The sequence below is a fragment of the Flavihumibacter sp. UBA7668 genome (assembly GCF_002483205.1).
GTDB lineage: Bacteria > Bacteroidota > Bacteroidia > Chitinophagales > Chitinophagaceae > Flavihumibacter.
In genome coordinates, this window is the sequence record NZ_DLHM01000007.1 from 364726 (window position 1) to 388351 (window position 23626).

15 protein-coding genes are annotated in these 23626 nt (G+C 43.0%); 4 read left to right on the plus strand and 11 right to left on the minus strand.

All coding sequences use genetic code 11. From position 1 onward, the window contains the following. Positions 1 to 8: 8 nt before the first annotated feature. From B2746_RS19120 to B2746_RS19155, 8 genes are all read right to left on the minus strand, one after another. Complete coding sequence (locus tag B2746_RS19120; RefSeq protein WP_290797604.1) at positions 9 to 2498, minus strand: glycoside hydrolase family 95 protein; 2490 nt, start codon at positions 2496 to 2498, stop codon at positions 9 to 11. Beyond that, positions 2495 to 4207, minus strand: a complete 1713-nt coding sequence (locus B2746_RS19125; protein WP_290797607.1) for a RagB/SusD family nutrient uptake outer membrane protein — start codon at positions 4205 to 4207, stop codon at positions 2495 to 2497. Before B2746_RS19125 ends, B2746_RS19120 begins: the two co-directional genes overlap by 4 nt. 17 nt (positions 4208 to 4224) lie before the next feature. Continuing rightward, positions 4225 to 7554, minus strand: a complete 3330-nt coding sequence (locus B2746_RS19130) for a TonB-dependent receptor (protein WP_290797611.1) — start codon at positions 7552 to 7554, stop codon at positions 4225 to 4227. Positions 7555 to 7698: 144 nt separating this feature from the next. Then, positions 7699 to 8904, minus strand: coding sequence for a FecR family protein (locus B2746_RS19135; protein ID WP_290797614.1), 1206 nt, complete (start codon positions 8902 to 8904; stop codon positions 7699 to 7701). Between the two features lie 63 nt (positions 8905 to 8967). Beyond that, positions 8968 to 9567 (minus strand): RNA polymerase sigma factor, encoded by a 600-nt coding sequence (locus B2746_RS19140; RefSeq protein WP_290797619.1) that lies wholly within the window; start codon positions 9565 to 9567, stop codon positions 8968 to 8970. A 127-nt stretch (positions 9568 to 9694) separates the two neighbouring features. Further along, on the minus strand, positions 9695 to 10279 hold the full coding sequence (locus tag B2746_RS19145; RefSeq protein WP_290797623.1) for a hypothetical protein: 585 nt from the start codon (positions 10277 to 10279) through the stop codon (positions 9695 to 9697). A 9-nt stretch (positions 10280 to 10288) separates the two neighbouring features. Further along, a complete protein-coding gene (locus tag B2746_RS19150) occupies positions 10289 to 11080 on the minus strand; it encodes a hypothetical protein (RefSeq protein ID WP_290797626.1) in 792 nt (263 codons plus the stop codon). Then, positions 11067 to 11618, minus strand: coding sequence for an RNA polymerase sigma factor (locus B2746_RS19155; RefSeq protein ID WP_290797629.1), 552 nt, complete (start codon positions 11616 to 11618; stop codon positions 11067 to 11069). The genes B2746_RS19150 and B2746_RS19155 overlap by 14 nt, the downstream gene beginning before the upstream one ends. 203 nt (positions 11619 to 11821) lie before the next feature. Between B2746_RS19155 and B2746_RS19160 the strand changes: the two genes are divergently transcribed. Further along, entirely contained in the window at positions 11822 to 12145 is a 324-nt protein-coding gene (locus B2746_RS19160; RefSeq protein ID WP_290797632.1) for a hypothetical protein, read from the plus strand. Positions 12146 to 12166: 21 nt separating this feature from the next. Here the strand turns inward: B2746_RS19160 and B2746_RS19165 are convergent, their stop codons facing one another. After that, on the minus strand, positions 12167 to 12664 hold the full coding sequence (locus tag B2746_RS19165; RefSeq protein ID WP_290797633.1) for a GNAT family N-acetyltransferase: 498 nt from the start codon (positions 12662 to 12664) through the stop codon (positions 12167 to 12169). Positions 12665 to 12799: 135 nt separating this feature from the next. Next, positions 12800 to 15178 (minus strand): glycosyl hydrolase family 95 catalytic domain-containing protein, encoded by a 2379-nt coding sequence (locus B2746_RS19170; protein ID WP_290797636.1) that lies wholly within the window; start codon positions 15176 to 15178, stop codon positions 12800 to 12802. A 122-nt stretch (positions 15179 to 15300) separates the two neighbouring features. Between B2746_RS19170 and B2746_RS19175 the strand changes: the two genes are divergently transcribed. Then, complete coding sequence (locus B2746_RS19175; RefSeq protein WP_290797641.1) at positions 15301 to 16575, plus strand: Gfo/Idh/MocA family oxidoreductase; 1275 nt, start codon at positions 15301 to 15303, stop codon at positions 16573 to 16575. Positions 16576 to 16599: 24 nt separating this feature from the next. Beyond that, positions 16600 to 20043: a family 16 glycoside hydrolase gene (locus B2746_RS19180; RefSeq protein WP_290797645.1), complete on the plus strand. Its 3444-nt coding sequence runs from the start codon at positions 16600 to 16602 to the stop codon at positions 20041 to 20043. A gap of 30 nt (positions 20044 to 20073) precedes the next feature. Here the strand turns inward: B2746_RS19180 and B2746_RS19185 are convergent, their stop codons facing one another. Continuing rightward, on the minus strand, positions 20074 to 22512 hold the full coding sequence (locus tag B2746_RS19185) for an outer membrane beta-barrel protein (protein WP_290797648.1): 2439 nt from the start codon (positions 22510 to 22512) through the stop codon (positions 20074 to 20076). A gap of 165 nt (positions 22513 to 22677) precedes the next feature. On the opposite strand from B2746_RS19185, the gene B2746_RS19190 reads away from it, so the two are divergent. Beyond that, positions 22678 to 23613, plus strand: a complete 936-nt coding sequence (locus B2746_RS19190) for a hypothetical protein (protein WP_290797651.1) — start codon at positions 22678 to 22680, stop codon at positions 23611 to 23613. Positions 23614 to 23626: the final 13 nt, after the last annotated feature.

A 23626-nucleotide genomic window follows, 5' to 3' on the forward strand; every position in this document is an offset into this window, starting at 1 on the left:
TCTGTTCATTAATTAGTAAAGAAAAATTCAATCAACCCACCTGCTTTCAAATCCAATTTCATTGTACTATTAACCAGTTCAGGCAGTACTTTTTTTTGGCCGATTACTTCTAACCGAATAGGTTTTTCACGTCGCCATTTCAGATAAAACACCTGATCAACCCCAGCCTTTAAGCTGGCTTTTATTAACTTTCCATTTTTCCAGGTTGCCCCCACTATTCCGCCACCCCGCACACATAAACCATCGAACTCGCCAGTTTTCCAAGTTTTCGGCAATGCTGGCAAAAATTCGATGTATCCATCCTGGCTCTGCACAAGCATTTCTGCTGTTCCTGCACAGGCCGACTGATTGCCATCCAATATGAAAATATTGGAATTGGCACCAGCAATACCGGCAACAGAAAAGGTCAATAAGGCGTCACTGGTAAATTGTTTCAGCATCAGATAAAGACTATTCAGAGCAAGATCACCTTCCTGTAAGCGTGCATAAAAATTGATCATATTCCCCCTGCTCCATTCTACATCTTCCCAGTTTGGAGCAGCCATTCTTTTTTCCATTGTTATTTTGCAGGCGTTGGCCAGTTCAGGTGTTCGATCAATCCCGATCTGTGCATATGGATACAATCCCAATAAATGCGTCGTGTGCCTGTGATTGGGAATCGCTTCTTCATAATCCTCCAACCATTCCTGCAATCCTCCGTTTTTTCCAATTTTCAATGGTGGTAACTGCGCCATTGCTTTTTCAAGCTGATGGACGAAATCAGCATCAATCTGTAAAATCAGGGCAGCTTGTCTGCATGCCTGAAATAATTCCAATACTAAAACCCGATCACAGGTCGGCATCATGGAAAGAGAAAGTGTGCTCCCGGCAAACCTGAAAGCATTTTCAGGAGAAGTGGTTGGTCCTGTCATCAAATAACCTGTACTGACATCCATTACCATATAATCAAGAAAGAAAATTGCATTGTCTTTTAGCAATGGATAAGCGGTGTCGGCCAAAAACTTCAAATCCCGGCTAAACTGATACTGTTCCCACAAATGAAGGACAATCCAGGTGCTGGCAGTTGGAAATAGACCCCAACCCGGCCACTCACCAGGAGCCGTATAACCCCAAACATTGCAAACAGTATGCGCTACCCAACCTTCGGAACCATAAACTTTCCTGGCAGTTTTTTGTCCATAGATTTGCAGGTATTTGATAAAATTAAACAGTGGCTCGTGGCATTCTGCCAGATTGGTAACATTGGCTGCCCAGTAATTTTGCTGCGTATTGATGTCCAGATGATAGTCACAGGTCCAGGGCATATTCGCAGCCAGATTATCGTTCCAAAGCCCCTGTAAATTAGCAGGCAAAGGAGAATTTTCTCTAGAGCAGGCGATCAGCAAATACCGGTTAAACTGGAAAAACAGGGAATAAAAACCAGGATCGGCTTGCTCTTTTTTAACCCAGTCAAGCCGTTCATTGGTGGGTAACAGCCCTGTCTGCGATTGTCCTTCCAGGGTAAATCTTACCCGCCCAAACAACTGCTGATAGTCGATGATATGATCTGCCAAAATACGCCGCCCTCCTTTTTTATCTGCTATCCTCAGATTATTCTGGACCGTAGCTGCCGGATTAGCCTGCTTGTAATTGGTTTGTATATCGATATAAAGTAAAATCTCACTGGCTCCTTTTATCTGCAAAGATTGTGATACGATTTCTACCCGTCCTCCCTGCTGTTTCACTCTGATAGCACCGGCGAATTCCACCCCCCCGTCACTAAATCGGGGAAATGCTTTCACTTTCAATGTTGATTTGGCTTTCCCTTTAAATGCAAGCTCCTCTTTTGATACACTAAAACTAACGGGGCTTAGGCAATCTAATTTTATTCCAACTGAAAGCTGTTTAGCTTTGCTGGCCCTCAATCGGATCACTAACACCTGATCCGGATTGGAACAGAAGTATTCCCTGCTAAAATGAACTCCCTGAAATGAATAATCTACCAAAGCAACTGCATTTTCCAGATTTAAGCAGCGACGATAATCTGAAACAAGAGAAAAATCATGACCAAAATCGAGCAACAGATCACCCAATGGAATATGGGTACCGAAACTATTCGGTTTTCCGGAGAGATATTTATAAGCAAGCGTATTTCCCTCCTGGATTTTGCCTTCAAAGAAAAGCTGGCGTATTTCAGCCAGCTTTTCTTTTCCACAGGCAATCTCCTGATCCGGATCAGGTTGTCCGGCCCAAAGTGTGATTTCATTCAATGCAATACGTTCAGCTGAAGTACCTCCAAATACCATAGCTCCAAGGCGGCCATTTCCAATAGGAACTGATTGCATCCATTCTTCAGCTGCCTGTTTAAACCAAAGTTCCAGTTCAGAATTTCGAGCAGTAATCCATTGGTTCGCTTTTATTTCCTTTGCATGCATTGCCGGAGCAAGTGTAAGTCCCGCTGCCGTTATTCCTGCCGCCTTTACAAACTCTCTCCTGTTAGATATATTTCTAGCTCTCATTCGTATCCGGGGTTTTGAACCAGCTTTCCATTGGAACGCTGTATTTCATTAAAAGGAATTGGAAACCAATACATTTTATCATTCCAGCGACGGTTGATATCAACAAGAAAATCATATTCATATTCCATAACCGATCCATTACGGTAAACATCTACCCCCATAGCTGGTTTATTCAGCGCCTCCGGACCAATTTTCCATCGCCGGATATCAGCTAAGCGATGATCCTCTACAATTAACTCAACCCTTCTTTCCCTTCTATACCGTTGTACCAATTCCTCACCTGATGCTGTAATGGGAAGTAAGTCAACTTTTTGTCGGATTCGATTAATGGCAACCCGGGCAGCCTCTTCATTACCTAGTGCGATTTCACATTCTGCATAATTCAGGTAGAATTCAGATTTTCTAAAATAGATCCAGGGATTTGTTTGACGGTTGTTTCCGAAATTATATGCACCTAATCCTTCTACTGTATATTTCTTGAAATTGTATCCTGTAGCTGATGCGCCATCCGGGTAAAATTTAGCACCCCTCGATTCGCGACCATTTAAGTCGGGATTATTCGGATCATTTCGATCTCGATAATATTCAAGCGGCCGAACTGCTTTAGCAGAATAGGGATCAAAAAACAATGTGCCATTGAAAAGAAAATTAGCATAAAAACGAGGATCCCGATTTTCGTATGGTTGCTGGGGATTATATCCTGATCCCGCTTCAAGCGGCAATTTACCATTCACCAATTCATATTGATCTATCAGATCCTGGGTTGGAACATGCGGACAATAGGAATCAAATCCATTTGGCCAAAACATGGAATTACTTCCGTTATTCCCGTTTTGCGGATTTGTTGGGGTAAAATAGCGTGCAAAAATTATCTCAGATTGATTACGTCCATTAAACGTATTTACATAATCTTCTGCAGTTCCTCTGTCGATAATATCAAAACCGGGAAGTTCTATTACAGCTTTATTGGCATCCCTTGCAGCAATCCATTTTGCCTGATCATTAGATGGATTAAAAAGCGGACTTGCAGCATATAACAGCGTGCGGGCTTTCAGTGCCATAGCAGCTTCTTTGCTGGCTTTTCCTCTGGGTGTAGCATTGAAGGCCGGTAAAATAGAAATTACCGCATCACATTCGGATACGATAAATGAAACTGTTTCATCAATCGTATTCCTGGCAACTTCAAAAGCAGGTGCATCCAACGCAAATGTGCTGGTAATGATTGGAACACCGCCATAAGTTTTCAACAATTCTGCATATTTGAATGCGCGGATAAAACGCATTTCAGCCTCCAGTCGCAACAACACATTCTGTGGAATCGGACTATTAACCAACTGCTCTGTAAAAAGATTTACCCGGCGGATCAGGGCATAGGAATTGGCCCATAATCCGCGGGTGATATTTTCACCATTATCGCGATTGATTTCCGAGGAAGTATAGGCCTGGTGTTCTCCACTGTATTTGGAATAGGAATTATCTGTCATTCCTTCCGTAAGCGTATAATCACTCGAAAAGGAGTGGCCTATTCCAACATAAGTACCATTTACAAAAAGATTTAAAGTTGCTTCATCTTTAAAAACACTTTCGTCACTAAATGCATCAAGTGGTGCTATGTCCAGAATTTTACTGCAGGAAAGACCCATTAGGGTTAGAAAAAGATAAAGAACGAGCCGGAAAGACTGGTTGGTTCTATATATATATTTGTTCATGACTGAATTTGATTAGGTTAAAAACTAAGAAGCAGACCAAAGCTGAGAATCTTTGTTTGCGGGAACTGCCATCCAAACTGGTTTACACTTTCAGGATCACCCAAACCATCTTTTTTCAATTTGTCGAAAGTGAGCAAATTGTACCCATTGACAAATACCCGTGCTGATTCGAAACCAACTCTGTTCAACATTGATTTTGGAATGGAATATCCAAGCTCGATAGTTTTGAGTCGCAGAAAAGAAACATCTCTTACAAACAAATCGTTTCCGGAATTGGACCGTCCTATACGGGGAAGATCTGCCTCCGTATTTTCAGGCGTCCAGGCGTTTTTAAGATAATAGGCCGGTGCATTATTATCCGGGCCAAAAATGTAATTAAAGAATTGAACAGCTCTGGCCTGTCCCATGAATTGGGCACTAAAATCAAATCCTTTCCATTCCGCTCCCAGGTTAAAACCATATTGAATTTGTGGCGTAGCATTACGTTCGAGCGGAAAGCGGTCATCGCTGTTTAATCTTCCATCTTTATTGACATCCTCATAAATCAGATCTCCGATTCGTTTGCCATCAAGTCCTGGAAATTTAGTCAGGTCTTCAGCATTCCTGTATACACCAATTACCTTGTAAAGTAGTTGTGTTCCAATTGGTCTGCCTGTCATACCCTGATAATCTTCCGCAGGTGGAACTTCATCATAGAAAACGATTTTATTTTTTGCAAATGTGAAGTTTCCACCGATCGTCCATTTTAATTCACCAATTCTATTGGAATAGGAAACCTGTCCGTCAAATCCGGCATTGTCAACAATACCAATATTTTCATTTGGTACCTGAAGGCCGGTGTATGTTGGAATAGAGGCATTTCTACGTGCAAGAATATCTGTTGTTCGACTTCTGAAATAATCAATGGTGAAAGAAAGTTTATTATTAAAAAGGCCAAGATCAATACCAATATCCGTACTTCTTTTTTTCTCCCAGGTTATATTGGGGTTAGCTGCCACTCTGGGATTAAGGGAAGTTACATCCTGTCCGCCAAATACATATCCGGAACCAAATCCAAACAGATTCAGGTATTGGTACTGAGCCACCCGGTCATTACCCAGTATACCATAGGAAGCACGTAGTTTAAGGTGATTAATCGCTCTGATTTCCTGCATGAATTTTTCGCGGGAAATGACCCAGCCAACGGAACCTCCCGGGAATTGGCCAAAACGCTTACCCGGCGGAAATATCTGAGATCCGTTAATGCCCATATAGAGTTGTGCCAGGTATTTATTATCGTAGGAATAAGAAACACGCCCAAGATAATTCTGGCGGGCTCCCTGGGTTGCGCTGCCATCGTTGCTCTGGTTATCTTTGATGGGCGAACCGGCAAAAAGTTGATCGATAACTGGAGAAACAAAACCAACTCTGGAGGCACCCAGATAATCGGATTTGGTTTGGTTCTGTTCATAGGAAACAAATGCATCTACATGGTGTTTACCAAAACTGCGAATGTAGTTGATCTTTCCATTCAGTGTCACAGATTGGTTTCTTGTATTATTACTGGATAAGGAAGGTCCATTTGGACGTACACGCGGAACAGGAGCACCGTTTTCTTCCACATAATAGGTCCAGGGTTGTTGCCATACCTTGTTGAAGCTTTGGAAATAATCAAATGCAGCGAATCCATCCAATGACAAACCGGGTACACCGGGAATTTTATACGCAGCTTTCAGTGTTGCGGCTATCACATTATTTTCAGTCCGATTATAGGAAGCGGATTGCATCATGGCTAGTGGGTTGTTATTGCCACGTCCGGGTGCCGGATAATCGCCGAATATTGTTGCAGGCAACAATGGACTTCCAAGAACAGCCTGACCGAAAATATCGCTTTCTCCAATACCCGGAAAATTGCGTTGTTCGCGTCTTCCGGCCAAATCAAAACCAACTGTAAAGTTGGGAGAGATGGTAGCATCAATATTGGAACGAAAATTATACTGCTGATACTTTGATTTATCGTCGTTTTTCAGAATAGTCCCCTGCGAACCTAATCCTACAGAAAGGAAATAACGCACAGCATCATTACCGCCGCTTACATTGAGGCTTTGGCGATTTTGTGAGAATTTGTTTTTATAAACTGCTTTTAACCAGTCGGTACTGGGCAATGTTCCGTTTTCATACGCTTGAACCTGGTCGGGTGAATAGGTTGGAGTGCGTCCATTCTGAAGATCAAGATCATTTAACCCTTTTACATAAGTAGCAGCATCGGATAAGTCAAGGAAGCGGGTTGGACTAGCGAAACCATGATTGAGGGAATACCTGACCAATGGTTTGCCTTTACTACCTCTTTTGGTTGTTATCAGGATTACACCATTGGCAGATTGCGCCCCATAAATAGCCGCAGATGCATCTTTGAGAACAGTAATTGTTTCAATTTCGTTAGGATCGAGCCTTGATATGCCATCGCGATTAGCAACCCCATCCACCACAATTAGTGCCGCAGTATTGCCGATTGTACTGATTCCTCTTATAAAAACGGAAGCTTCGTCGGAACCGGGTCTTGAACTTCGTTGGTTTACAATCAAACCAGGTACTCGACCGGCCAGTGAGTTGGAAACAGAAAATGATTGAGATTGTATAATTTCTTCATTGGAAACCTGAGATACGGCTGTAGTGAGGGCTTTTTTCTTTTGGGTACCATATCCCACCACATACACTTCTTCTATACTGTTAAGTTTGGGTTTTATAGTAAAATTGAAACTTCCCCCTGTGCGAATGGGTGTTTCAATTGTTTCGTATCCAACATAACTTATGATCAGCACACCTCCTTTATCTGGCAACTGAAGGGAGAACTGTCCATTTTCATTGGTAGTTGTACCAATTTCAGTTCCTTTTACAGAAACCGAAACACCCGCCAGTCCTTTATTATTTTCATCCAAAATGGTTCCATTGATTGGAATTGGAGGAGCTGGCAATTCTTCATTGATCCTAATTGTCTCATTAGGAAGCTCCTTAAGTTTGATTACAATGGTTTTTCCGACTATGGAATAGGTCAGGGGTTTATTTATGAAACAGAGATCCAATGCTGTTTCCAAAGTGGCATTTGTTACCTGAACCGAAACAGAACCAGCCTGTTTGATCCAATTTTCGTCGAAGAAAAAAACATAGCCCGTCTGTTTTTTGATCGTTTTAAAGATCCTGGTGATAGGCACATCTTTTTCATTCAGCGTAACTTTTTGAGCATACCCGTTGGCTGAAACCTGCAGACAGGCAGCCAATAGCAGGAGGGTAGTCAGCTTCATAATAACCAGCGTTTTGATTAATTTTTCCCGTCCTCCAAATCGACGGGAAAACAGACAAGTTTGCATACTTTTACTTGAGTTTTGGGTTAAACAATTTCAGTTCCGAGAAAAATTGAAGTCATGGGTAACCCAACTTACCGCCGCTCTGACTCTCACCTCAGAGCGGTTTTTTTTAGTTACCCATCAGCTGGTTAGCCAAACCAGGTTATTTTACGGCTGTACAATAATGGTTTTTTTGTCGATTGTAAAATTTATGCTGGATTCCTCCAATATTTTTAATACTTGTGACAGATTTGTATTTCGGGATATTTCCCCACCGAAACTTCGTTTTGGAATGGTTCCTTTATAAACGATTTCTACATCATACCACCGGGCTATTTGTCTCATAATCGATTCTAAATCTGAATTGGCAAATGAAAAAAATCCGTTTTTCCAGGCCATGACCTGTTCGGTATCCACGTCTTTTTTGATTTTAATTGGCGTTGTTTCTCCCTTACTGATTTGAGCTTGTTGACCCGGTTGAAGCATAGCCTGTAGCTGGTATTTCCTTATTTTAACTGAGCCTTCAAGAAGAGTTGTCTGAATGGTCTTTTCATTATTGTAGGATTGGATATTAAAACTTGTACCCAGCACTTCCACCGAAGCTCCATTGGCGATATCTACGATAAATGGTTTTGTTTGATCTTTTTTTATTTCAAAATACACTTCACCGGTAATACTAACCTTTCGGTGATCTTTATGAAAAGCGGCGGGAAAGCTGATGGAACTGGCAGCATTGAGCCAAACAAGACTTCCATCGGGCAATTGAAGTTTATACTGACCACCATGTGGCGTACTTAGGGTATTTATACCTGTTAGTTCATCCGAACCTGCATTGAGAGGTGAATAGATAACATGGTCATTCTTTTTGATGATAGCTGTATTCCCCTGTCTGGCAAGCTGACCATTTACCGCTGAGTCGAGCAGAATGGTTTGACCATTACCCAATTGCAGGTACGCCATATTACTTCCGGGTTTGATATCAGAAACTGGTTCAGCGGTTTGAGCAACTATCTTATCGGATTTTTTTGGCAGTAACCAGACAGTACTGCCTACACCAATAACCAAAACGACAGAAGCTGCAATTTTCAGCCATTGATTTTTCCAGATTTTACGGGGTTGTTCTGAATTTGATTTGATATCAGTTAACAGACGGCTTATCATGTGTTGACTGAGTTTTTGGGATACAGTCTGCTTATCAGTTTGTTTGTCGATGACCTTCTGGATTTCCGGAGTTTGCAATAACTCTTCGAATGCTGGCTGGTTTTCTTTGATCCACTGGATAAGCAGGGGTAATTGGTAGGATGGCAATTCATTCTCAATGAATTGGATCAGCCAATCGCTATAAGGAGCATATTTAGCAGGTGTTGAAGGCATAGGCAATGGCAGCAATCAGAAGGCTACCATAGTAGGACGGGAAAATTCAAATTCGGGGGGTGCTTAATCGAAATATTTTTTTAAAAGCAGCAGCAATGTGACCAGATCGGTTCGTTTATGCAGGAATCCGCGAAGAGATGACAGGGCATTGGCCATATGTTCCTTTACAGTTTGAGGTGAAATACCCAGCTCTTCGGCAACCTGATTATAAGTTTTTCCCTGTCGTCGGCATAGTTCAAACACTTTTCTTCTTTGTGGGGATAAGGTACTGAGCGCTTCTTCCGCCAGGGCGTCCAGTTTTTGTAGCTCCTGTTTTGAATTGGGAGAGTGTTCAAGTTCCTGTTCATACTGATACAGCAGGTTTTCCTGTAATTTTCGATCTTTTGCTAGCTGGCGATAAAAATCGATCACTTTATTATGACAGGACCGGAGGAGATAGGACTTAAATTGATGTTGAATGGAAATTTTGCTTCGATCTTCCCAAAGTTTCATGAATACGTCATGTAAAATATCCTCTGTTATTGTTGGAATTTTTACCTGAGAAAATACATATCCATAAGCCTGTTGATGGTATCTGTTATAAAGCTCAGCGAATGCCACTTGCTCTCCCTCCTGCATTGCAAGCAATACCGTTTGATCGGTATGGGACTCGTAGGGGTTCATGTGGCAGTTGTTCGGTTAATCGCAGTTAAAGATGAAAGGTAACATTTAATCGAGGTTTCTGCTTCCTGAAAAATAACATTTCTCACCTGTTAGGTGTCAGACAGGTGTTAGAACACTATCCTAACACCTATCTGACACGTATTCGGTTTGCAGTATATGTAATGACTGACTCACGCGACCGAAATTCGTATTTCAGAACAACTCCAGGCACCGCCGAAAACATGGGCTCTGCTATTTTGTAAGCATCATGCCCTAGCTGATTGGTATAATAAACCACCATTCGCTGATTATTTTCTCCTACCAACACAGCTCGTTTGCACTTATATCCCGCAATCGTCTGTGTTTGGGCTTCTTTCTGAAAATCCGCACCTTCCCAGGAACTGAAGGATTTTCGCCACTCGGCCAGCGAAATAGAATAAGAATTCTGATCTTTTGAAGACTCTTTAATAATGATGCCTGAATAATTTCCATTCCTCTTATAAAACCAGGCCGATTCCGTGCGCAACAAACTAACCTGACGTACCCTTATTGTATCACTATTAATAAAAACAACTTTAGATGAGCCATTAAATAATTCTGCAGTTGACTTATTCCTTTTTTTGGACTGAATCTGTACCTCATATGAAATTACCAGTGAACTGCAGGTGTCGCAGGACGGGAGCATATCAACCTGTCCCATAAATAGTAGCAGCACCTTCAATATCGTTAACATAATCCGTATTTATTTTTTGTCTCCATCAATAAAGGATGCCAGATCAACCGGGTTTAATGGATTGGAAATTCGTAAGTCTGAAAATTGTTCACGCTCTTTTTCGCGAAGCCCTTCCAATTTTCGAAGAATCCGTTTGGCTCTTCGTTTCAATTCACCCTGACGATTCTGTTGCATACTCAAACGGATCAGTCTTGCGGTATATGGACTTATTCGAATGATGGAGAATTCATCGATAGAAATAAAATCAGCTGCACTATCATCAACCGGATTCTGTTCACTCAACTTATACATTACATAGCTGTATAAAATATCTGATTCAAACAGGGTAGCCGGAATAGAATTGATTGTAATGTTTTTTATGGGTCCAACTGAATGCTTTCTGTTTATAGGCTTTTTAACGGAATCCAGTGTCTGAACAGAATCTGTGAATTCGTTTACAGAGGAAATAATTGGAGTTGCTGTGTATTGCTTGGAATCTTTTGATATCGGCTTTCTTTCGGTAATAAAAAATATAAACAACGCAGCTGACAGAGAAGAAACCAGCAGCACCCGTGCTAAGTTCTTTTTTATCCGTCCCGATGAAGCTGAAACTGCAAATTTATTTTGAATGTTGTTTGTAACATAATCCGGTGGAAGAATTTCAATATCAATTAACCGGGAAAACTCGAAGGTTTCTTTGTCATCATAAGATCCCATGCTGTGTTTTATATTGAATTCATTCAAAATCCGATCCGACAGGTCGGTTGGAGCTTCCAGCCAAAACTCCCTTAACTGATAAAACCGTTGGTCACTTGGTCCCATTTTGAAATTGAATGGTTTTTTTCATTAATTGTCTGGCTCTGAACAATTGCGATCTGCTGCCCTCTTCGGTAATTGAAAGTATTTCTGCTATCTCCTTGTGGCTATACCCTTCTACCAACGATAAGTTAATGATCGTTCTCGCAAAATCAGGCAATTGTTGAATCACTTTAAACAAATCATCCAGTGAAAGTTTATCATAAATTGAATCACTGATGGCTACATTCAGGTCGGCTTCAATTGGAATTACTGGAATGATTTTTTTCTTGATATTGTCGATACATATGCCAATAAATACCTTTCTTGCCCAACCCTCGAAGGATCCATCACCTCTGAAATAGGATAAATTATTGATCAATTTGATAAACCCATCCTGGTACCAGTCATTGGCATCGGTTTTGTTTCCGGCATATCGCAAACAGATACTATACATTTTTCCGGATATGGCTTCATATAATTGCTTGAAAGCTTCTTCATCACCACCGGCAGCCGCCTTAGCCAGATCGGTAAAGTTAAGTTTATTACGTTGGTTTCTTTCCATCCAGGGAATTGAAATTATTTATTTAGGGATCTGGTCTTCAACAACCCAGGCAGGATTTAACAGCAAGAATTTACGATAGGATTTAGAGCCATTTACTGAAACGGGTGCAAAGGTGCTGCTATTCAGAAAAAGAAAAAAATGGTTTTCTTAAAACGTGCAATGCCGAAAATTCGTCCTGGTGGAATCAAGGATTATTTTATTCGATGGTAAAACGAATCTACATCAATTACCGTCTTATTTCGGTAAGAGCACCAAACATGAATCAGGCAACAGGCAACCAGACAGAATTACTTATAAGAAAAGATTTTTCCAGTTATTTGGAACTTTATGAAGAACACAATGAAAATCTGCTCATCTATGCATTTCTTGTATTAAGAGATGAAACCAGAGCTAAAATTGCAGTGCGAACTGCGTTTGTGAAGCTATGGCAACAACCGGATAGATTCCTGCAGGATCGCACTGCATATTCCGTACTTTTTAGTGAAGTAAAAGTGATGACCTATTTATTGAAGTCGACAGAAAGTTAAAAGAACGAAATTATCGGAACATCAATCAGTCTGATAAAAATTCAACAAGTCATCTCCTCCGGGTAATTGTATTTTTTTAATGTACTTCATCCCAATTTTTTCAAGCACCCGGATGGATGCTAAATTATCATTGGTTGTAATACCGCATAACTGTTTTATACCAAGCTGGCTTGTTGCGTATTGTTTTGTTGCAAGAGCAGCTTCAGAAATATATCCTTTGCCTTCGAAGGCGGGTAATAAAGCAAACCCAATATCCGGAAATGGTAGAGTTTCCCGATTAATTATACCACATAATCCAATTATGGTATCATCTGGTAATTCAACCCGATAAAGTCCGTACCCATTTATTTCATAGCTTTTTAACGGCCCATTTATCAGATAATCTTTAGCTTCTTCCAAAGAATAGACATTCCTGTCACCGATATATTTTAACCATCCGGGTGTATTAAGCAACTCCAGTATGAATGGGGCATCCTTTATCTGAAGCGGAAGTAGTTTGAGTCGATCTGTATTTATCATTTTGGCAAAAAGTACACCATGAAAAAATCAGTACCAAATTGAGATTTTACTGTAAACTGGAACCAGTCCGTTAACAATAAAAGTGTAAGCATAACCACAGTTTGTTTGAACACTGTTCTAACACCTGTCTGACACTTAAAGGGTTAACTCCACCCTGCCACCGGCTTTTGAACGCAGGGTTAACCAGCCGGCATCCGACAGGTCGGCATCACAGGATTTCTGTTGTTTGATTTTCCAGTTACCGGCACCTAGTTTTACTCTTGCCTCTCCATCTTTTTCCGCCCTTACGATAAGTCTTACCAGCTTGCCGCCGGATCGTTCGGCATCTACCAAAAACGCTCCCCGAGCCCGAAAACCGCTGAAACTGCAGGTTAACCACTCCTCCGGAACTGCAGGAAAAAGCTCAATAAAACCGGCCTGACTTTGCAATAACATATCCTGTAACCCGGCTGCATAAGCGAAATTTCCTTCCAGTGTAAACGGACGATACGTAAAACTCGAATACCCCTTCCCGCTTTGATCCCCATTCACATGAAAGCTATTGATCGAACAAAAAGCGGTAGCAAACGTTTTTAACGCATCCGCAGCCCCCTTCCCATCCTTTGCCCAGGCCTTCAAATTTGCCAGCCATGAATAGGAGTATCCACACCACTGATCAGGTCCAACCCGATCCAGATCTGCAATCGTCTGGCGGATCAGCTGCTGTGCTGCAGTTCCATCCTCCCATTTTATCAATCCCAGCGGATGAATCGCCAACAAGTGAGAAAAATGACGATGGCTTTTAGTATAGGGTAATGTCCGGGAAAACTGCAGCCCCTTTTCAGTAGTGACTGCATAATCAGGGAAACTTCGCCCAATGGAATCCCAATGCTCTGCTGCTGCCCCATATTCAGCCGATCCGGATTCAATTTTTTGTAGTTCACCCGCCATGCCAGCAGCAGTTTTTATGGCAAACTTCATTAATGCCAGATCATAATTGCTGGTTTGCCGGAACCAGGCGGAAAGAGCATTATCATTGATCTCCGGACTTGAACTGATGGGCAGATGACGCTCTCCTTTTTCATTGATTACCGTAATCGCTTCGATAAATCGGGCAACATCCCTAAGCCATGGATAAGCACGGGAACGAAGAAATTCAATATCCCTTCCATATTCCCACTGCAGATAATAATGATGGGCCAGCCATGCACTAACAGTAGGGGATAAACTATATTGAATCCATCCTCCCATTTCAGTTCCATCCAGTGTTGTTACACCGGGAACCGCCAATCCATCCACCCCAAAGTACAGTTTGGTATAGCGTTGAAAATTTGTTTTGTTTTCATCCAGATGATTGAGGTAACCCATTGCTTCATCCAGGTGATTCGCTGTGTAAGATGGCCAATAACTTAATTGCGTATTCAGATCATGGTGATAATCACCTTTCCATGGTGGAATCCTTCCATTGTCTGCCGTCCATACCGCCTGCAAAGAAATTGGTGGTGCGTTTTCGCGGGCTGCGGATCCGAATTTGTACTGTTCCAAATACCATTGTTTCTCTATAACTGTGTCGGGTACCCGAAGCATGGACCTGGACCAGAAATTTTTCCACCAGTTCAGATGAGTTTCCAGGGCCTTTACATAACCAGCTTTTAATAAAGAATCAGCCAATTGGAACGGGGTTGATCCCTTCTCCGGTTCGCTTCGATAGCCTTTCTGTTTACTGTCGGGATGAACCGTCTCAATTGCCCACACCCCTTCCATTCCCCGTCTTCCCTTCCGCTTCCAAGTCACATAAATTCGATAGCGAAATCCACCCCAGCCTTCCTGCTCGTACAGGACACTGTTTTGTTTTTTTGACACAACACCCTGCGGATAACCCAGGCGCGCTAAATCATCCCCTCCTACAGGGTCGCCTGCATTCGAAACTGCTCCCTGGTAGCGGGGAGCCACTAATTCAGGTTCAAAATCTGGTCCAACATGTTCAAATTGGAAATAACCAACCGGTAATCTGGCATGCACAAAACTCCTCAACTTCGCACCGGATGCCCATTTAATAGTGGATTCCGCTCGCACTATATCCAACTCTGCCGAATTTGAAACACCGAGTGCAGTAGTACTAAATTCCAATGCTCCACCTGGAATTTTGGTGGGTGCCGGCTCCCGGTCATACGGGTGATCAAAATATTTCTGCACAGGCGCATAATCCTGTTGCACTACCTGCTCAAAAACCCATTGGTAGCTGAACTCTTTGCGATGCAACCCTTTCATCGGTCGCTGATCCCAGAGATCGGCCCGGTCCAGTGAAATGCGCAAGCGATCCTCTTTCTGCCAGATTAAGGCCCCAATCAGACCATTTCCCAAAGGAATCGCTTCATCCCACCTCCGATTAAGAGAATCAAATTTCAGGTTATGTTGTTTTCCTGGTTGGGCCTGAGCAGCCATGACAACCAAAACCTGCGCTGCCATCAACCATAACAACTGTACATTTTTACGCATCTGCAATCGATTAAATAATACCAAATCTATTTCCATTCCTGCCTGTCGTTTACCTCAATTTTATCCTTTTAGACGTCAGACAGGTGTTAGAACGCTGTTCTAACACCTGTCTGACGTCTAAAAGCCGTAACTTAAGCACGCAAAATCATTCCTGAATTATGTCAAGCCAACAGAGAAACTCACGGCGACGTTTCCTGCGAAACGCAGTCGGAACCATTGCCGCTTTTACAATCGTTCCCCGTCATGTATTAGGACGCGGATATTTAGCACCAAGTGACACCCTCACCAAAGGGGTTATCGGAGTAGGCGCCATGGGGCGTGGTCATTTTGAATATGCCGGAACCCGCACCGTCGCCGTTTGCGATGTAGATACCCGCCATATCCAGCTTGCACTGCAAGCACTGGGAGGCGGAAACGGTGTTAAAACCTTTCGTGATTACCGCGAACTCATCAACCTGCCGGAAGTAGATATTGTACATATCGCCACGCCGCCGCACTGGCATGGTATCATGGCAGCCGATGCAGCCAAGGCCGGAAAAGATATTTGGTGTGAAAAGCCAATGACCCGCACCATCGGTGAAGGAAAACGGGTGGTGGAAGCCGTGCAACAACACGGCCGGATTTTCCGACTCAATACCTGGTTCCGGTTCAGCGACAATTTCTACGGAATGAATACCACCGTAAAACCAATCAAAAAACTGGTGGACTCCGGACTCCTCGGATGGCCCCTCAAAGTAACCGTCAGTCGCCATACCGGATTCGACTGGAAATTTTACTGGGTTGGGAAAACCGATCTGCCGGTTGAACCGGTTCCACAGGAACTGGATTATGAAATGTGGCTGGGTCCCGCACCATTTAAACCTTATAGCTCACATCGTGTTCATACCACTTTCCGCGGATACTGGGATTATGATGGAGGCGGCCTGGGTGATATGGGTCAACACTACCTCGATCCCATTCAATATTTCCTGGGAAAGGACAACGACTCTCCCATTCACGTATCAGTAGATGCCCCTCAACAACACGACGACGCTGTTGGAATATGGAATAAGATTACCTATACCTATGCAGATGGTTGCCAGATTATACTGGATGGCGATGGCTCTATGACAGATGCCGCCTATATCGAAGGTCCAAAAGGAAAACTCTACAAAGGATTTCAGTGTACCATACCGGATATTGAACGCAAACTGGCAGAATTCCCAGATCCTTCACCAGTTATCACAGATTTTGTGGAAGCTGTAAAAGACCGCAAAAAATTTGCCCTTAACGAAGAAAATGGTCATCGCTCCTGTACGATAATTAATATGGGGAAAATAGCCTTGCAACTTGGAAGATCCTTATCGTTCGATCCTCTTCAACAGGTTTTTCTCAATGATGAGGGAGCGAACCGTTTACTCAATCCGCCTATGCGCGGACCCTGGTCAATCTAATTCATTCATTCCGACAAGATCAATATGAAATATACCGTTCTTTCCTTATTACTGGCTGGTTCGCTAACGCATGCGACCACCAATGTACTAGCTCAATCCGATCAGAACAGAACAATTCCAACCAAAATTGCTGACCTCCTGGCAAAAGCACCTGCTGCTGATTCAGCAGAACTTATTGCCAATGCGATGTCGGTGGCAGACCTTGGCGAAAGTGGTCTGATCGAATTAATAAAACAACTCAATGGAGGAGGTGATAAAAGCCGTCAGCACTTTGCATTATCCGGATTCAGCTTCTATGCCACCCAAACTGGTAGGGAAAACTGGCGTTCCATGGCTACTAACGCATACGGACAAGCGCTCTCACAGGTTAATGACCCTGTTACAAAACAATTTCTGGTTACACAATTGGAACTTGTTGGTAAAAATGATGCTATTCCCTTCCTGCAGCCATTACTGACTGATGATCAGCTTGTGGATGCAGCCAGCCGGGCACTGGCCATCATACATACGGAGGAATCACTGGCAACTTTAAGCGAAGCATTAAATACGGCAGAGGGAAAAAGCAAACTGGCGCTGGTTCAGGCACTCGGACATGCTAACTACCAACCCGCTGCTCCGGCTATTCTTGCTATTGCAAAGGAAGCAGACGGACCACTGAAAAATGCAGCCTATTATACACTTGCTTCCATTGGCACTCCGGCAGCTGAAACAATGCTGGCTACAGCTGCCAAACAGGCAGGCTATCGTTTTGAAAATAGTGAAGCAACTGCTGCCTATCTGCAATTATTGGGATCGCAAACCAGCAACAAAGCAGGGGCTGTTAAAAAAGCAACCGCTTTAATGAACAGTTTACAACAACCTAATCAGATTTCAACCAGAATTGCCTTATTAAATCTGATCAGTAGACTTCAGGGAGATGCTGCAATTCCAACCCTGATGGCAGCTTTAAAAGATAAAAATATTCAATTTAGACAGGCAGCATTACAATTTGCCGCACCCAATTTAAGTAATGAAACAGCGGCATCCTGGTTAAAAAATGCCGCCAGTCTTTCGCCGGTTGCTAAAGCAGAATTGGTAAATGCTTTTGCGGCAAAGGATATTAAAGCTGCAACACCTCTGGCCCTGCAACTGCTTGAATCGAAAGATGCAACTATCCGAAAAAGCATTATGAATTCCGCTGTTCAATTAGCCGGGGATAAAGTATTGCCTATCCTGGGAGTTTATTTGAAAACAGCGTCCAGTGAAGAAGCAGCAGCCATCTCAAAAGCCATGCTGATCGCAAGTCCCAATGCAGCAGTCGAAACTGCTGCAGCTGTACTTCCTTCAGCAAATGCTGCAGGAAAGATTGCCGCCATGCAGATTTTGGGTGAAAGAGCCGCATCAGCAAAGGTACCCTTGGTACTGCCCTATTTGAGTAGTGAAGACAAAACAATTAAAGAAACTGCAGCCCGCTCACTGACGCAGATGGTTATTCCGGAACAACTCGAAAGTCTGTTCCCTTTATTGGCAAACGGACCTTCAGATGCAGATCTTAAAAACAGGCAGGATATCGTAATCAGTGCTTTAAGCGGGATCAAAAATCCAACCTTACTTACTAAACAATTATTGAATGTATACCGTTCCCTGCCTGCCGAAAAACAATCCAACTATTATAGGGTAATGGCTTCTCTTGGAGGCGATAGCTTTCAACAGGAGGTATTGGGTGGATTTAAAACTGCCAATGCAGCATCCCGACTAAAAATGGTATCAGCTCTTGGTGGCTGGAAAAATGGGGAAGCATTGAATTCAGTTTTCAAACTGAGTTCCGAAAATCAATCACCCGATCTTAACAGTGCTTTGGTTTCAGCTTTTATTCAGCAGGTAAGGAACAGTAATCAATCTGGAGAGAACAAATACCTGATGATTCGTGAACTTCTTCCAAAAGCAGATAAACGTCATCAAACAACACTGATTAATGAATTAGGTAAAATAAGCACCTATCCCTCTTTGTTATATACTGCCAGTTTTTTAAATGACGCATCACTTAAAAATGCCGCGGCCAATGCGGTTATGAATGCATGTTTGAATAACCCGCAGTTAAAGGGTGCAAAGGTTCACCAAATTTTAGAGAACGCTATTACGGCCGTATCTGGAAATGAAAGCGACTATCTCAAAGCTGCAGTAAAGAAACATCTTGCGAGCCTTCCGAAGGAAGGAGATTTTCAACCTCTTTTCAATGGGCATGATTTGAGCGGATGGAAAGGTCTGGTAGGCAATCCCATCTCCCGTTCAAAAATGGATTCTCAGACATTGGCTCGTGAACAGGAAAAAGCTGATATAAAAATGCGGGAGGGCTGGTCTGTAAAAGATGGATTGCTTGTTTTCAATGGACATGGAGATAACCTTTGCACAAATAAAAATTACCGCGATTTTGAACTATTTGTAGATTGGAAAATTACCAAAGACGGTGATGCCGGAATTTATCTCAGAGGTACCCCACAGGTTCAGGTTTGGGATACTTCCCGTCGGGATGTAGGTGCACAGGTAGGATCCGGAGGATTGTACAATAACCAGAAAAACCCAAGCAAACCATTGCTGGTAGCTGATAATGCTATTGGCGAATGGAATCAGTTCCGCATATTGATGGAAGGCGATATGGTAACGGTTTATCTGAATGGAAAACTGGTCGTAGACAAAGTGCCATTGGAAAATTACTGGGATCGCAATCTTCCTCTTTTCAAAGAAGAACAGATTGAATTACAGGCACATGGTACTTATGTGGCTTATCGCGATATCTACCTGCGTGAGATAAAAACTCCTGAACCAACCGAATTAAGTGAAGCCGAGAAAAATGCAGGCTTTAAAGTGTTGTTTGATGGCAGCAGTCTGCATGAATGGGTTGGAAATAAATCAGCCTATATAATTGAAGATGGCAATCTTGCCGTTTATCCGAAAAGAGGAGGCAACGGTAACCTGTATACGAAAGATCAGTATTCAGATTTTGTTTATCGATTTGAGTTCAAACTTACACCTGGTGCCAATAATGGAGTAGGGTTACGCGCGCCATTGGAGGGTGATGCAGCTTATGAGGGAATGGAAGTACAGATACTGGATAATGATGCTGACATCTATAAGAATCTGCAGGTTTACCAGTACCATGGATCCGTATATGGTGTAATCGCAGCAAAAAGAGGTTACTTGAAGCCGGTTGGAGAATGGAATGAGGAGGAAATTGAACTGATTGGAAATAAAATCAAAGTTACCCTGAACGGTACTGTTATACTGGAAGGAGATCTGGCAGCTGCATCTGCAAACGGAACGGTAGATAAAAGGAACCATCCCGGATTGAAACGGACAAGCGGACATATCGGATTCCTCGGTCATGGAGACACCCTCTTCTTCCGGAATATCCGGATTAAGGATTTAAGTGTGAAAGAAGAGCCGGTTAAAGCACCCAAAAAACGGGCGAAAAAAAGAAAGAAAAATTAACTAGTAGGAGCCGGTTGATCCGGCTCTTTTTTATCCGCTTACCCGATCTGCCTCATCCACTTTATTGGTGCGGCGGGGTATTGCTTTACTTTGATTGCCAAATCTCCAGGTGAAAGCCAAATTTATTACCCGTGTATCCCGCTGCAAACGAAAATACTCTGTAGCCTGGTTGAATATGGTAAAGCCTTCCATATTCTGTGTATAGAAGATATCCCTCGCCGTTAGTTTCAGGTTTCCTTTGTTTTTTAGTACCTGTTTTGAAATGCCAATACCTGCCTGTCCGGTTGGCTCTACCACTTCCTGAATATCTGCCTGACTTCTGCTGATCCAATAACCCGATGCTTCCATTGCCCAGCCTTTACCAAGCCTGAACTGGTTATTGATTGAAACATTTATCTGCGTGATACTGGCTTCCAATGATTTCCAAATAAACCCTTTCAGTTTTTTATGCTGCAGATCTGCCTGGCTAGTGAAGCTCCAGAAAGGCAGGAGCTGCTCACTGAAAGAGATCGATAGTCCAAGTATTTTTCTTCTGCCAAGATTACCTTCCGAATAAAAAAATGTACCGGCACTGTCTGATAAAAAAATCTGCGAAAAATAATCACGGGTATCACTATACGATATACTGGTATTTAGCAGATTTTTGTAACGGTGCGACAACTCAATGCTATAGGTGAATTGTGGCTTCATTAAGGGATTCCCTTTCTGGTAGGTATATTTGTTAATGATGAATACAAACGGATTGAGCTGCTGATAGGGCGGGCGATCAATCCGTTTATTCATTGTCAAACTAAGCTCATTACTTGAATCAAGCTCCACAGTTACCTGCAAACCGGGAAACAAACTTCCATACTGATTCGAAAAAGCGGAATCCTTGATAACGGCATTGCCTAACTGGTGCGCATCAAAGGAAGTGTGTTCGTATCTCAATCCCAGCTGGTACCACCAGCGATTGATTTTTCGCTCCAGACTGGCATAGGCCGCGCAAATCTGTTCATCATACAGGAAATGATTGCTCTTTCCCGGGTCTTCTTCCCAACCGCCACCCTGGTTGATGGTATAAGATGCTTTATTGTTGGTGGACGTAACTGCCCATTTTATACCAGTTTCGAGTATATATTGTTTGGGTAGTGTGATCTGGTGGTCTGATTTGAAAGAAAGGATCCTGATCTTGCTGGGTAATACTCCAAGAAAGGATTCCGTATAAGGGTTGTCATCACTACGAATATTCTGAAAACCCTGGCTGCCATCAATCTGATAGCCCAGCCAGTCGAGATTTGCGGAAAGTTCCTGTTTGGAAGAAAACTGGTGCCGAAGATTCAGGTTCACCGACCCATTTTTCCAATCGGTACTATTTGAATTTCGGGTGTGAATGAGGGAATCAGTTGTACTGCCGGATGATTTCCAACTCGCTTCACCTCTCCCGGTTCCGTTGCGATCAAGTTTTGTACCTGCCAATGCGATCCCCAGGGAGGTTTTTTTATTCAAGGAATAATCCATTCCGGTGCGCAATGTGTGATTTTTTGCGGTCGACTCAATATAGGTGGGTTGCTCCAGGGTAGAAAGCAGGGTTTTATCATCATCCGCATAATAGCTCCGGAAAGCATACATATCCAGCAGGTTCTGGTTGACCGTACTACTGTAATTTCCAAACAGATTGATTTTCCCGCTATGATAATTGAGCGAAAGCGCATTGTTGGATTTGGGATAGATGCCCTGGCCGCCGGATAAACTAAGGTTTCCATTAAACCCTCTCTGCCGGGTTTTCTTCAGCCGGATATTTATGATGCCACCATTTCCAGCCGCATCATAGCGGGCAGGCGGATTATCAATCAATTCAATCGTTTCAATATCATTACTACTCATACCCTGTAACAGGGCATTGAGTTCTGTACCGGTCAGATAGCTGGGTTTGTTATCAATCATTACCAGTACCTGATCGCGTCCCTTAAGACTAATGTTCCCATCTTTATCAAGCGTAATACCGGGAGATCGTTCCAACACTTCCAACGCAGTGGTCCCGGCATTATTGATGCTGGCGTCCACCCGGATAATGGTTCTGTCAGAGAGGAACTGTACCGGTGGTTTTTTGGCCGTGACGGTAATAGTGCTTAATTGTCCGGATGGCTGGAGTGTTACAGTGAGAACCTGCGCACCCAAACTTGTGTTGTTTGCCGGAATAGTGAGCGACTGGCAGGCAGGTTCATAATTCACCCGGCTAAAACAAAGCAGGTATTCTCCCGGTACAAGTTCAGGTAAGGGAAGTTTACCGGTGGAATCACTGACGGCACTTAAAATCCGGCTGGAATCTGCTTTCAGCAGGATCCGGACACTTACAAAATCGAGTGGTTCCTGTTTATGATTGAACACCTTTATTTGGATAGGTGGATGCACAGGAATGGCGGGTTGCGCTTTCGATAACAGTGAAAGCAACATGAAAATAAAGATGAGTAAAGCAGCCGGTTTCATATCTCTTCAAAATTATTCGCTCTTTTCATTGCCCAACGGGAAATGGGTTGAACGGTACCCGGCCGCCAAAACCTCTTTCCAGCCGCTAATAATGTGTTAACTGTATGCACGCACATACCGTAACCCTGCTCTAAACCGTTTATACAGGAACCCATACCCTGTACCATGAAAAGTATAGTCTTTTACAGTACTCTTATCAGCCTGGTTTTTATGGCCTGCAGTTCCCCTAAAACAGCCAGCAAACCCCTTCCAAAAGAGACCGACTACACAGTGCAATCACTTGAAATTCAAGACACTGTTGCATTGTCAATGGTTGAACAACCCCAAACTGAACAGGGCAGTTATATCCTTAAACCGGGATTTTATGCGGCCGAATTCAAATCTTATTGCCTCCAGCCCGGAACCCCTGATCCTACGCCAAGGGATGCTTATTTTCAGGCACCGGTCAATCATCCCCGAAAAGAGATTATCGAAGCTATTTTAAAGAATTCTCAAACCGTTAATGATCTGGATCAGCGTAATATTCAGTTGTTGTTATGGGGGGTGGTTAGCCGAACCGAATTCAGCAAACTGCCCACGCCTGTTCAGTATACCGGCCGTAGATTACTCAATTCGAAACAGCTTTTTGAACTCAATGGCGGGGTTATAGGGATCGTAAAAACGGTAGCGGCTGTAATGCCATCAGGTGGAGCCCTTGGTGATATCCAGCAAGTTTTCAATACCGGTGTAAATTCTTATGAAGCCTACGAGCAAATAGCAGTACCCCGCACTTTATCACAAATGCGCAAGCCGGAATTCAAACTCAATCAATGGTACCGACACGAGCAGGGATTTTATGTTCGCTATTATCCCGATGGATATAAGAAAACCAACATTCAGGTCTATGTGCCGGAAACCACGGCTGATGGTGAAAACCTGATTAATTATATTCTGTTTGATCCAACCAGCATTTCCATTGCACCGGCCAATACTAATGCACAGCGCCTGGGAATCGGGGCTCCGGTGGTTATTGATATCATCCGTACCGTTATTAAGGTGATCGACCTGGATAAGCCCACCCGACCCGCTAAAAAGGAAACGCCAAAACACCCGAAAGCGTAAAAGGTGTCAGACA